The sequence below is a fragment of the Mesorhizobium sp. B2-5-11 genome (assembly GCF_006440835.1).
GTDB lineage: Bacteria > Pseudomonadota > Alphaproteobacteria > Rhizobiales > Rhizobiaceae > Mesorhizobium.
The window spans coordinates 1-12578 of sequence record NZ_VFUK01000004.1 but is presented as its reverse complement, the minus strand read 5'-3'; the positions used below and the strand labels follow the sequence as shown (position 1 = coordinate 12578).

Genomic DNA, 12578 nt, shown 5'->3' with positions numbered 1-12578 from the left:
TCTCCTTCGCGTTGAGCCGATTGCAAAACGTCCTTCATCGTCGCACGTTCCGGTGAGCCCGGAACCGGCGAACCCTGGAACCATGGAATTACCCACGTGGCGCTGCTCGGCGCCGCGAATGCGCCGATAGTGGTGGAAGGACCGTCGGCCGCTAGGCCGCATGACCGCGACCATGGTCAATGTCGATGACGGAATGGGAAACAGCTTGGCCTCGATCTTCTCCTCACCAGCAGCCGGCAATGCGGTCGTCGACAGCTCGCATGCATGGATACGGCTGGCGGTGTCGATGCTTTTGTCAACAGTCGGCGGCGTCGGCATGTGGGCCGTGGTCGTGGTGCTGCCGGCCGTGCAGGCCGAGTTCGGCGTCGACAGGGCCGACGCCGCTCTGCCCTACACCGCGACCATGGTCGGCTTTGCCGCCGGAAACGTTCTGGTCGGGCGCGCCATCGACCGTGTCGGCTACTGGATCCCGGCGCTTGTTTCCTCGATGGCGCTGGTTGCCGGCTTCCTGCTGGCGGCGCTGTCGACCTCGATCCTGCAGTTCACGCTCGCCCAGGGCTTGCTGATCGGGGTCGGTACATCGGCGATCTTCGGGCCGCTGATCGCTGACATCTCGCATTGGTTCAACCGCCGGCGCGGCGTCGCCGTGGCGGCGGCCGCGGCCGGCAGCTATCTCGCCGGAACGATCTGGCCTACCGTCATGCCACCCCTGATGAAGGCGGAAGGCTGGCGCTTCACCTATGTGGCCATCGGCATCTTCTGCCTGGCGACCATGGTGCCGCTGGTGCTGATGCTGCGGCGCGGCGCCCCGATCGCGGCCGCCGGTTCCGCGGGCAGCCGGCTGGTGCAGCCGATCTCGTTGTCGCCGACGGCACTCCAGGTGCTGCTTGTCATTGCTGGTCTTGGCTGCTGCGTGGCGATGTCGATGCCGCAGGTGCATATCGTGGCCTACTGCATGGATCTCGGCTACGGCGTCGCGCATGGCGCCGACATGCTGTCGATCATGATGGCGGCCGGCGTGGTCAGCCGCGTGGCTTCGGGCTTCGTTGCCGACCGCATCGGCGGGGTGAAGACCCTGCTTATCGGCTCGGTGCTGCAATGCCTGTCACTGTTCTTTTACATTCCCTTCGACGGGCTTGCCTCGCTCTACGTCGTTTCGCTGGTCTTCGGCCTGTCGCAGGGTGGCATCGTGCCCTGCTATGCTATCATCGTGCGGGAATACATGCCCGCCAGGGAGGCCGGCCAACGCGTCGGCATTGTCATCATGGCGACCATTTTCGGCATGGCGATCGGCGGCTGGATGTCGGGCTGGATCTACGACCTGACCGGCTCCTACGCCGCCGCGTTCCTGAACGGCATCGCCTGGAACCTGCTGAACATCTTGGTGATGGTGCTGGTGCTTTGGAAGGCAAGACGCGGCGCAACGGCGATGGCCTGAGGCAGAGCGGAAGCACTCGCCCGCAAGCGCCTCGGCTTGACAACGGGCCGGGGCTGCGCGACGCCAGAGGCGAGTGGTGCGGCACAGGCTGGTGAAATGGCGACAGCAACGTCGATCGTATTGCGGCAGCGCCTTGGCGGCCACGCACCGCATGGAGCCTGTCCTTGATCAAGCCGCGCTCGCGCCGAGGCGGCGGCCGCCCGACCATATCAGACGTCGCGCGCAAGGCGGGCGTAGGCGCCATCACCGTGTCTCGTGCTTTGCGCGAGCCGGAGCGGGTCTCGCAGGACCTGCGCCGCCAGATCCAGGCCGCCGTCGACGAGCTCGGTTACGTGCCGGATCCCAACGCGCGGGCGCTGGCCTCGGCCCGCGCCGAGGTGTTCGGCGTGCTGGTGCCGTCGCTTACCAACAACGTCTTTGCCGAGGTGGTGCGTGGCATCTATGACAGCCTGTCGGATAGCGCCTTCCGCATCCAGCTCGGCAACACCCACTATTCCGGCCTCGAAGAAGAACGGCTGCTGCAGGTGTTCGGGCCGCAAAGGCCGGCGGCGCTGATCGTGGCCGGCATCGACCAGACGCCGGCCTCGCGAAAACTGCTGGAGAATGCAGGCTGCCCGGTGGTCCAGGTCATGGAAACCGGCCCGGACCCGGTCGATATGATGGTCGGCTTCTCGCATCTGGACGGGGGCAGGGCGGCGACTGAGCATCTGCTCGAAGCGGGTTACCGCCGCATCGGATTCATCGGCGCGCGCATGGATCCGCGCTCGCAGCGGCGCTTGGCCGGATACCGCATGGCAGTGGAGAAAGCCGGCCTGTTCGATCCACGACTGATCACCACCACGCCGGTGCCGTCCAGTGTGACGCTGGGACGCGAACTTTTCCGCGACGCGCTGGCCAAGATGCCGACGCTCGACGGCGTATTCTGCAACAATGACGACATCGCGCTAGGCGCGCTGTTCGAGTGTCATCGCGCTTCGATCGGTGTGCCCAAGAGGATCGGCATCGTCGGCTTCAACGATCTCGACATGATGCAGGTGGCGTTTCCCTCCGTCACCAGCATCCGCACGCCCCGCTACGAGATCGGACGGCGGGCAGTGGCCATGGCGCTGGCGGCGATAGGAGGCGAGCCTCCGCAGCAGCGCGTCGTGGATCTCGGTTTCGAACTCATGCGCCGCGAGAGCACGGCGCGCTGAACACGCTTTCGCGATCAAGAGAAAGGGCGCTTTACACACCGTTCATGGTAGCGCTACCGTCGTCGTCGGACAGGAAAGAGAAATGCAACGGTACGGCGCCTGTCTATTATACATAAGCGACAACTAATTCTTGTTTATTATGTATAATATGCTATTTTCCCAGCAACCTGGGAACGACGGGGGAGGAGGCATCGCCTAGACCATTGGCCATCGGAAAGGCAGGTACGGCAAGGCAGGAGGAGCCGGAGCCGACCGTGGGAAATTCACATCGCGAAACCACGTCAGAATTACAAAATGGGAGGATTATCGATGATCAAGTCACTGGTAGGTGGCATCGTTGCCGCCAGCACATTCGTCATGCTCAACTCGGCCGCCATGGCCGCCGGCCCCGAGATCGTGCCGGGCCCGGCCGCCCAAGCCGACTGCTTCGCGCCCTGGAGCGCGGACACGAAATTCTTCAAATATCCCAAAAAGGAAGGCCCATACCGCATCGCCTTCGCCAATGGCTATATCGCCAACACCTGGCGCATCCAGATGGTGCAGACCGCAAAGGCCTATGCCGCCCAGCCGGACGTCAAAGCCAAGATCAAGGAATTCAAGGTCGTCTCGACCGGCGAGGACGTGCCGGCGCAGATCTCGGCGATCAACAACTTCATCGATTCCGGCTATGACGCGATCGTCACCGACGCGCAGAACCCGACTGCCTTCGGCCCGGTCATCAAGCGCGCCAAGCAGGCTGGCATCGTGCTGGTCGCCTTCGACAACATCCTCGACACCAAGGATGCCATCAACGTCAATGTGGACCAGAAGGGCCTCGGCGAATTGTGGGCCAAATGGCTGGTCGCGAAGGTGCCGAATGGCGGCAAGATTCTCGAAGTGCGCGGCGTTGCCGGCACCTCCGTCGATACCGATCGCCACAACGGCATCCACGAGGTGCTCGACGCTTCCGGCAAGAAATGGGACGTCACCGAAGTCGCCGGCAAGTGGGACGACGGCGTGGCACAGAAGGTCACCGCCGACGCGATCGCCACCAACGGGCCATTCGACGGCATCACCGGCCAGGGCGGCGACACCGGCATCGTGCAGGCGATGATCGACGCCAAGCATCCGTTTGTGCCCTTTGGCGGTGAAACCGAAAACGGCTTCCGCAAGTTCTGCGCGGCGCATTCGGCCGACGGGTTGAAGTGCTCTTCCGCGGGCTCGGGCCCGGCCCAGGTCGCCGTCGCCATCAAGACCGCGATTGCAGCGCTCGAAGGCGAAGTGGTGCCGCAAGAGGTGAAGCTGCCGCTGGCGATCGCCGAAGATCCGAACATGAAGGAAGGCACGGATTACTTCCCGAAAGAGTCGGACAATTTCTTCGTCGGCAACTCCTTCCCGACCTGCGGCATCAACTTCAGCGCCCAGGAAATCATGGGTCAGACCAAGGAAAATCAGTAGTTTCCAGTGGATATCGTTTCGGCGCCGCGGCTAAGCCGCGGCGCCGGTTCTTGAATGTTCGAGCGCCCTGGGAGGGTTGATGGACGTTGCGGCTCCGCTCTTGCGCATGGAAGGCATATCGAAGCGCTATGGCGGCGTGCGGGCGCTGGAGAAGGCCGACCTGTCGGTCGAGGCCGGCAGCATCCACGCCATCCTCGGCGAAAACGGCGCCGGCAAGTCGACGCTGATCAAGATCATGGCGGGCGTCGTTGCGCCCGACGAGGGCCGCATGGTGCTGGACGGGCGAGAGGCGACCTTCGCCTCGCCGGGCGCCGCGAACAAGGCCGGCATAGTCTGCATCTTCCAGGAGTTGTCGCTGATTCCCGAACTCAGCGTCGCCGACAACATCGTCATATCCGATCCGCCGAAACGCTTCGGCATGATCGACCGCAAGGCGCAGCGGCGCATCGCCGAGGACGCGCTGGCGCGTGCGGGAGCATCCGACATTCATCCGCTGGCGCTGGTCAAGGACCTGCCGCTGTCACGCCGGCAGATGGTCGAGATCGCCAAGGCATTGGCCAGGAAGCCACGCATCCTGATCCTCGACGAGGCGACCTCGGCACTGACGGCGGCGGATGTGTCGAAGATCTTCGCCGTGCTGAAGCGGCTGCGTTCGGAAGGGCTGGCGCTGCTCTACATCTCGCACCGCATGAACGAGATCGCCGAATTGGCGGACCAGTGCACGGTGTTCCGCAACGGCCGCAATGTCGCCAGCTATCCCGCCGGCTCGAAGAGCGACAGTGAAGTCGTCGAACTGATGATCGGGCGCGAATACAGCCATATCTTCCCGCCCAAGCCGACATTCGCGCCGGCCACCACCGCGCCGGTGCTCGAAGCCCGCAAGCTCTCCTGGACGGATCGCCTGCACAACATCTCGCTGTCGGTCAGGGCAGGCGAGGTGGTCGGCCTCGGCGGCCTCGACGGGCAGGGCCAACGCGAATTGCTGCTCGCTTTCTTCGGCGTCCTGCGTGGCCTTTCCGGCCAGATCCTGGTCGACGGTAAGCCAGTGGGCATCGCCAGCCCCGCCGCCGCACGCGAGAACGGCATCGGCATGGCGCTCATTCCCGAGGATCGCAAGACCGAAGGCCTGATGCTGCCGATGACGGTGCGCGAGAACCTGTCTTTCGCCGCGCTCGACCGGCTGTCGAAAGGCGGCATAATAGACCGCGCCGCCGAGCAGCGGCTTATCGACGACATGGTCGGCCTGCTGGCGATCAAGACGGCCGGCCTCGACATTCCGGTCGGCGCGTTGTCGGGCGGCAACCAGCAGAAGGTCGTCATCGCCAAATGGCTGATGCGCCAGCCGCGCATCATCCTGCTCAACGATCCGACGCGCGGCATCGATGTCGGCACCAAGCAGGAGCTGTATCAGCTGATGCGCAAGCTGGCGGACGCGGGGGCGGCAATCCTGTTCTATTCGACCGACTATGACGAGCTGATCGGCTGCTGCGACCGTGTGCTGGTGCTCTATGACGGGGCGGTCAAGCGCGAATTGGTGGGCGCCGAAATCACCGAACGGGCTCTGATATCAAGCGCGCTCAACATGCCTGGCGGGGATAGCCCGGTGAACCGGGGAGCGAACGCGTGAAAGGGATTTTGGCGTGAAGGATTGGCGCTACTGGTTGGCGGAGCAGCGCGGAACGCTGCTGGCGCTTGGCATCTTCATCGTCATGTTCGTCATCTACACCGCGAACCATCCGGCCGGCTTCACCGCCAATGTCGTGCAGACGGCGGCCAACAAGGGCGTGCTGCTGGCCTTCGTCGCCATGGCGCAGACGCTGGTGGTGATCACCGCGGGCATCGACCTTTCCGTCGGCATGATCTTCCTGTTGACCAACTGCCTGGCCTCGTGGCTGGTGGTGGGCACGCCGGTGCAGACGGCGCTTGGCGTGTTGGCGGTACTGGCCGTCGGACTGCTGTGCGGGGCGATCAACGGCGCCATCGTCATCTACGGGCGGCTGCAGCCGATCGTCGCCACGATCGCCACCGGCGCGGTCTATTATGGCATCGGGCTTCTACTGCGGCCGTTCCCGGGCGGATCGGTCAACGAGGATCTGGCTGACGCGCTGACGGGCCGTGTGTTTGACGTGGTGCCGGCCAGCATGGTTGTGCTCCTGGCCGTCGTGTTGGTGATCTGGGTGCCGTTCAGCCGTTCGGTGCTTGGCCGCGCGGCCTATGCGGCAGGGTCGTCGGAAATGGCGGCCTACATGTCAGGCGTGCCCATCCGGCGCGGCAAGTTCGCAGCCTATACGCTGGCGGGGCTGCTGGCCTCGATCGGCGGCCTGTTCCTGACGTTCTTCACCTATACGGGCGAAGCGGCCTATGCCAGCGGCAACTCCTACACACTGTTTTCCATTGCCGCCGTGGTGCTGGGCGGCGTCTCGCTGTTCGGCGGCAAGGGGAGTGCCATTGGCGCGATCTTCGGCGCGCTCGCCTTCCGCACCATCGGCGATCTGTTGTTCGTCTTCGATTTCGATCCGCTGTGGCAGCCGCTGTTCCAGGGCGTTATCCTGCTGATCGCCGTCAGCCTCGGCGCCTTCGCCCTGTTTCGGGTCCGCAACCGGCTGGAGTGGTTCCTGTGAGCGAGACGACATTGGGTGGCCTCGCCGGCCGCATGCCGAAATTCATTCGCCGCGCCGATCCCGCGGTGTTGACGGCCTTTGCCTGCATCGTGGTCCTGCTCCTGCTGGGCAGTCTTTATTCGCGCAGCTTCCTGTCGCCTGAATATCTCTTGCAGCAGCTCAAGGTGGCCTCGTTTCTCGGCGTCATCGCCACCGGCATGATGCTGGTCATCCTGCTCGGCCAGATCGACCTGTCGGTGCCGTGGTCGGTGGCGGCGGGCGCGATGATGGCTTGCGCTGCGGCCGCCTATGGCCCGGCCGGCGTTGCGTTGGCCATTCCATTCGGCATCTTGTGCGGGGTGCTGATCGGCATCGTCAACGGCATCGGCGTCGCCTATTTGCGCATTCCCTCCATGATCATCACCCTCGCCACCAACGCCGTCGCGCAAGGGCTGATGGTGGTCTACACCGGCGGCTTCTCGCCCCAGGATTCGGCCACCGGCGCCATGCGCTACCTGGCTACCGGCTTTGCCATTCCGGGAGTTCCCAACGCGGTCATCATCTGGGCGCTGATCGGCGCCGCAATGGTGTTCGTTCTGACCCGCACCGGCTTTGGCCGCACCGTCTACGGCATCGGCAACCGCGAGCGTGCCGCCTACCTCTCCGGCATCGACACAAGGCGCGTGGTGATGATCGCCTTTGCCGTCTCCGGCGGGCTCTCCGCCTTCGGCGGGGTGCTGCTTGCCGGCTACGCCTCCAAGGCGGCGCAGTCGATGGGCGACGCCTATCTCCTGCCGTCGATCGCGGCCGTCGTGCTGGGCGGCACCTCGATCCTTGGCGGGCGCGGCTCCTATCTCGGCACTGTCGCCGGCGTCATCCTGATCACGCTCCTGCAATCCATACTGTCGGTCATGCAGATGCCGGAGGCGGGTAGGCAGATCATCTACGGCGTCGTCATCGTCGCCATGCTGCTGCTCTACGGCCGCGCGCCGGCAAGCCGCTAGACCATCGTGGCGGAAAGGACAGTTCAATCGCCGACAGGCACCAACGGGCCGGCGCCGGTCATCGTGGCAATGGGCGTCGCCGGATGCGGCAAATCGGTCGTCGGTGCAGCGCTGGCAACCGCGCTGGGCGCGGTCTTCATCGAGGGTGACCGTCTTCATCCCCCCGAGAACGTCGCCCGCATGGCAAGCGGTCAGCCGCTTACCGATCAACTGCGCGAAGGCTGGCTCGATGCAATCGGCGAGCGCATCGCAGCGTCGGCCGGTGAGGGGCGGGGCGTGGTCGCTGCCTGCTCGGCGTTGAAGCGAAGCTACCGCGAGCGCCTGCGTGGCATTTGCCGAGACATCGTCTTCCTCTATCTGGAGATCGATCCGGCGATGGCTAGGCTGCGGGTCGCCAGCCGCAAGGGTCATTTCATGCCGGCAAGCCTGGTCGACAGCCAGTTCGCCATTCTCGAGCCGCCGGCGGCGGATGAGCGGGCGCTGACGCTCGATGCGACGCACCCGATCGTCGATCTCGTAGCCGAGGCGGTGCGCATGACGCGGCGGTTCTGAACCTTGATCGGCGCCATACCGGCATGCGACTTACGCCGGCAAGCGCGGCGCATGCGCAGGATCTAGATCTGGGACGTCAACTCGACCGGAAAATCATCATTGTCGGCATCGCGCATGGCGGCAAGGCTGCGGTTGTCCAGCACCTCGGCGATTGCCTGGCGCACCTCGAGCATCATGTGCCGGACCTGGCACGTCGCTTCGTCGCAATCCTCGCAGCGCTGATACTGCGTGCGGCTGGCGCATGGGATCGGCGCCAGCGGCCCGTCCAGCACACGCACGACATGGCCGATCTTGATCTCCGAGGCCGGGCGGGCGAGGCGATAGCCGCCTTCCTTGCCTTTGCGGCTCTGGACGAAGCCGGCATTGCGCAGCTCGCCCAGAATGGCATCGAGGAATTTTTTCGGGATGTTGTTGGCGACCGCGATGTCGTTGACGAAGGCCAATTGGCCAGCCGGCAAGCCGGACAGATGCACGAGGGCCTTGAGGCCGTATTTGCCTTTTTTAGTCAGCATGCCCGAGTCAACCCATGAAGCCCCAACAATCCGCATCTGGCGGCTGTTTGTGTGCAAATGATGACGGGGCTTGTGGAGCGCTGCCGTTTCGCGAACAAGCCGATTTGTCGGCACGTTAGGCGCAAACGCGTTGATTCTTCGTAACCTTTTGCGCGGCTGGCGTCGTATTTGCCATATTTTGCCGCAAACGGCGAAAGCCGGCAAAGCGCCGGCTTTCCTGATTTGCTTACCGTACGTGCTATCGCGCCGTGAAAATCCTACCGGCTGCCATAGGCCTGGTCGAGCAGGCCGCCGGCGGCGAAATGCTCTTTCTGGATGTTGTCCCAGCCGCCGAAGACGTTTTCCACCGTCAGCAGGCGCACGTCCGGGAAGTCGGCCTTGTGTTTGGCGGCGACGGCCGTGTCGCGGGCGCGCAGGCCATTGTCAGCGGCGATGTCCTGCCCCTCGGGCGTATAGAGGAAATCGAGATAGCTTTTGGCCAGATCACGCGTGCCATGTTCGTCGGCGACCTTGTCGACGATCGCCACCGGGAATTCTGCCAGCAGGCTGACGGAAGGCGTGACCTGCTCGAATTTGTCGTCGCCATACTCCTTGCGGATGCCGCGGGTTTCGGATTCGAACGTGATCAGCACGTCACCGATCTCGCGCTGCACGAAAGTGGTGGTGGCTGCGCGCCCGCCGGTGTCGAAGATCGGCACGTTGTTGAACAACTTGGTGATGAATTCCTTCACCTTGGCGTCGTCGCCCTTGAAGGCCTCCTTGGCGTAGGCGGTCGCCGCCAGATAGGTGTAGCGCGCATTGCCCGAGGTTTTCGGGTTGGGGAAGATCACCTGCACGTCGTCGCCCACCAGGTCGTTCCAATCCTTGATGTGCTTGGGGTTGCCCGCCCGCACCAGAAAGGACGGCAGCGAATAGAAGGGCGAGGCGTTGTCGGGAAAATCCTTCTGCCAGTCGGCCGAGACGAGGCCCTTCTTGACCAGGAAGTCGATGTCGGTGACCTGGTTGAAGGTGACGACATCAGCGCCGAGCCCTTCGGCGATGGCGCGTGCCTGAGCCGAGGTGCCGGCATGCGACTGGTCGATGCTCACGCCCGGGTGCTTCTCGATGAATGCCTTGTTGACCTGGACGAACAGTTCGCGGCCGACGTCATAGGAGGCGTTGAGCAGCTTGTCGGCAGACCAGGCTTGGGAAGATGCGAGGAACAGGCCGGCGACGGTGGCGACGCCGAGGAGAAATCGCTTCATGAAATAAGGCTCCGTGTAGTGCTTAATCACCTCACCATAGTCCTGCGCCACTTGCCCGACGAGGCACGTGCAATAGTTTCGCGGTGCCACCGTAAGAAAAAATGTCGTCATGAACGCTGTCATTAGAATTTTGTTCCGCCCAATATGCATATACAAAGGAGGCAACCATGCGCCAACACCGCCATTCAACAACGCGGCCGTCGAAGGAGGCGAAGCTGTTTCGCAATAACCGCAGCCAGGCGGTGCGCATTCCTGTCGAGTTCGAGCTCCCCGGCGAGAAGGTCCTGATCAGCCGTGAAGGCGACCGCCTTGTCATTGAGCTGATCCGCAAAGCTGGGCTCGGCGCGTTGCTCGCCCAATGGGCAAACGAGCCGCCGCTCGGCCCCGAGGACGATCTTCCCGAAATCAATGATGCGCCAGTCGAATCCGAGGACATTTTTTGATGCGGTTCATGCTGGACACCAACATCATCAGTGACATGATCCGAAATCCGGCTGGCAAAGCCGCCAATGCAGTGGACCGCGAGGGAGACGACGCCATTTGCACAAGTATCGTGGTTGCCTCGGAATTGCGATATGGCTGTGCCAGGAAGGGATCAACCAAGCTGCTCAAAAAAGTCGAGCAATTGCTGGCTGAGATTCCGGTCTTGCCGCTCGATGTGCCGGCGGATGCAGAGTATGGCGCCCTTCGTGCAGAACTGGAGGCCGCCGGCCAACCCATTGACTATACGACCTTTTTATTGCTGCGCACGCCTGCGCTGTGGGCATCACTTTGGTAACGGCCAATACGGGCGAGTTCATCCGAATCCGCAACCTCAAGATCGAGAACTGGCTGGAGTAGTGCTCGGTCTAATATCAAGCAGCCGGAAACAGCTTCCAGCGGCCCGGGCGGAACGCTACCCGGCTCTTCTGCGCCGCGGGATGGTCGACGGGCAGCTCGATCTCGACGCGCTGGCGTTCGCCGCCGATCTCGAGTTCCACCCGGCGGGTGCCGGCGACGCGGCGGCTGGCGACCACCGTGCCGGCGATGCAGCCAGAGCAGCCGCTCAGCAATTCGACGTCGTGCGGGCGGAAGTACAGCCTGGCGTTGCCGCTGGCGGCCTCCGGCGCCGACAGCCCGATCGGGCGATCGGCGAGCCAGACCTCGCCATTCTCGACCTTGACGGGAAGCGAGCTCGATTCGCCGATGAAGCCATAGACGAAAGGCGAGTTCGGCCTGTCATAGATGTCATCGGCGGTGCCGACCTGCTCGATGCGGCCCTGGCTCATCACCACGACGCGGTCGGCAAGCTCCAGCGCCTCTTCCTGGTCGTGGGTGACGAAGACGGTGGTGTGGCCGGTGGCGTCATGGATGTCGCGCAGCCAGCGGCGCAGTTCCCGGCGCACCTGCGCATCGAGCGCGCCGAACGGCTCGTCGAGCAGAAGCACTTTGGGTTCGATCGCCATGGCGCGCGCCAGCGCGACGCGCTGGCGTTGGCCACCGGATAGCTGCGCCGGATAGCGCTTTTCCAGGCCCGAGAGCTGGACCAAGTCGAGCAGCTCGGAGGCGCGGCGGCGGATCTCCTGCGCCGGCGGCCGCGTCGAGCCCTGCCGGACCTTGAGGCCGAAGCCGATATTGTCCGAGACCGTCATGTGCCGGAACAGCGCGTAGTGCTGGAAGACGAAGCCGACATTGCGCTCCTGGATCGATTTCTGCGAGGCGTCCTCGTCGCCGAAGAAGATCTTGCCGCGCGTCGGCCGCTCCAGCCCGGCAATCAGCCGCAGCAGCGTCGTCTTGCCCGAGCCCGACGGCCCCAGCAACGCGATCAGCTCGCCCGACTTGATGTCGAGCGACACGTCATGGAGCGCGGGAAACCGCTCAAACTCCTTGCGCACATTGGCAACGCGAACTTCCATCAACAGTCCCTTTGTAGTGGCTGCATGTCGTTATCCCAAAACCGGTTCCCGCTTTTGGGCGACATCAAAATCCTTGATCATGCATGCCGTTATCCCAAAACCGGTTTCCACGTTTGGGCGACATGCATCAATGTCCACGCGCCGCGGCGATCTCGGCGCCGTAACGCATCTCGAGCAGTGTCTTCAGGACCAGCGTCACCAGCGCCAGGCCGGCCAGCAGCGAGGCGACGGCAAAGGCGCCGACGGCGTTGTATTCATTGTAGAGGATCTCGACATGCAGCGGCATGGTGTTGGTCAGGCCGCGTATGTGGCCCGACACCACCGAGACCGCGCCGAACTCGCCCATGGCGCGCGCATTGCACAAGAGCACGCCGTAAAGCAGCCCCCATTTGACGTTGGGCAGCGTCACATACCAGAAGGCCTGCCAGCCATTGGCGCCAAGCGACAGCGCGGCCTCCTCGTCGCCATTGCCCTGCTCCTGCATCAGCGGGATCAGCTCGCGGGCCACGAAGGGGAAGGTGACGAAGATGGTGGCCAGCACAATGCCGGGCACGGCGAACAGGATGACGATGCCGTGCGCCTTCAGCCAGGCGCCGAGCAGCCCCTGGGCGCCGAACAGAAGCACGTAGACCAGGCCCGAGATGACCGGCGAGACCGAGAAAGGCAGGTCGATCAGCGTGGTCAGGAAGGCCTTGCCCTTGAA

Annotated in this window: 12 protein-coding genes and 1 pseudogene; 9 read left to right on the top strand and 4 right to left on the bottom strand. The window is 63.8% G+C overall.

Translation table 11 applies throughout. From position 1 onward, the window contains the following. Positions 1-193: 193 nt before the first annotated feature. The 7 genes from FJ490_RS13820 (at position 194) to FJ490_RS13790 (ending at position 8224) form a co-directional block, all read left to right on the top strand. A complete protein-coding gene (locus tag FJ490_RS13820; RefSeq protein WP_140500151.1) occupies positions 194-1438 on the top strand; it encodes an MFS transporter in 1245 nt (414 codons plus the stop codon). A gap of 164 nt (positions 1439-1602) precedes the next feature. Continuing rightward, entirely contained in the window at positions 1603-2631 is a 1029-nt protein-coding gene (locus FJ490_RS13815) for a LacI family DNA-binding transcriptional regulator (protein WP_140499846.1), read from the top strand. Positions 2632-2940: 309 nt separating this feature from the next. Continuing rightward, a complete protein-coding gene (locus tag FJ490_RS13810; protein ID WP_140499844.1) occupies positions 2941-4068 on the top strand; it encodes a sugar ABC transporter substrate-binding protein in 1128 nt (375 codons plus the stop codon). Positions 4069-4147: 79 nt separating this feature from the next. Further along, positions 4148-5695 carry a sugar ABC transporter ATP-binding protein gene (locus FJ490_RS13805; RefSeq protein ID WP_140499843.1) on the top strand — a complete coding sequence of 516 codons (1548 nt, stop codon included), beginning with the start codon at positions 4148-4150 and terminating at the stop codon, positions 5693-5695. 13 nt (positions 5696-5708) lie between these two features. Continuing rightward, complete coding sequence (locus FJ490_RS13800; protein WP_140499841.1) at positions 5709-6689, top strand: ABC transporter permease; 981 nt, start codon at positions 5709-5711, stop codon at positions 6687-6689. Beyond that, positions 6686-7672: an ABC transporter permease gene (locus tag FJ490_RS13795; protein WP_140499839.1), complete on the top strand. Its 987-nt coding sequence runs from the start codon at positions 6686-6688 to the stop codon at positions 7670-7672. Before FJ490_RS13800 ends, FJ490_RS13795 begins: the two co-directional genes overlap by 4 nt. A 69-nt stretch (positions 7673-7741) precedes the next feature. Then, entirely contained in the window at positions 7742-8224 is a 483-nt protein-coding gene (locus FJ490_RS13790; protein ID WP_140728511.1) for a gluconokinase, read from the top strand. A gap of 62 nt (positions 8225-8286) precedes the next feature. Here the strand turns inward: FJ490_RS13790 and FJ490_RS13785 are convergent, their stop codons facing one another. Together FJ490_RS13785 and FJ490_RS13780 are read right to left on the bottom strand one after the other, a co-directional pair. Further along, positions 8287-8736: an Rrf2 family transcriptional regulator gene (locus tag FJ490_RS13785; protein WP_013530871.1), complete on the bottom strand. Its 450-nt coding sequence runs from the start codon at positions 8734-8736 to the stop codon at positions 8287-8289. A 257-nt stretch (positions 8737-8993) separates the two neighbouring features. Continuing rightward, the gene (locus tag FJ490_RS13780; RefSeq protein WP_140728491.1) at positions 8994-9980 is read right to left on the bottom strand and encodes a sulfate ABC transporter substrate-binding protein; all 987 of its coding nucleotides are present in this window, start codon (positions 9978-9980) and stop codon (positions 8994-8996) included. A gap of 167 nt (positions 9981-10147) precedes the next feature. On the opposite strand from FJ490_RS13780, the gene FJ490_RS13775 reads away from it, so the two are divergent. Both FJ490_RS13775 and FJ490_RS13770 read left to right on the top strand, forming a co-directional pair. Continuing rightward, positions 10148-10423: an antitoxin gene (locus FJ490_RS13775; RefSeq protein ID WP_140499835.1), complete on the top strand. Its 276-nt coding sequence runs from the start codon at positions 10148-10150 to the stop codon at positions 10421-10423. After that, positions 10423-10820, top strand: a pseudogene (locus FJ490_RS13770) (type II toxin-antitoxin system VapC family toxin). The gene FJ490_RS13775 and the pseudogene FJ490_RS13770 overlap by 1 nt, the downstream one beginning before the upstream one ends. Before the next feature lie 14 nt (positions 10821-10834). Here FJ490_RS13770 and FJ490_RS13765 read toward each other — a convergent pair. Beyond that, positions 10835-11875 (bottom strand): sulfate/molybdate ABC transporter ATP-binding protein, encoded by a 1041-nt coding sequence (locus FJ490_RS13765; protein WP_140767660.1) that lies wholly within the window; start codon positions 11873-11875, stop codon positions 10835-10837. Between the two features lie 127 nt (positions 11876-12002). Next, the coding region (locus FJ490_RS13760) for a sulfate ABC transporter permease subunit (RefSeq protein WP_140729372.1) at positions 12003-12578 on the bottom strand (576 nt) is incomplete at its 5' end.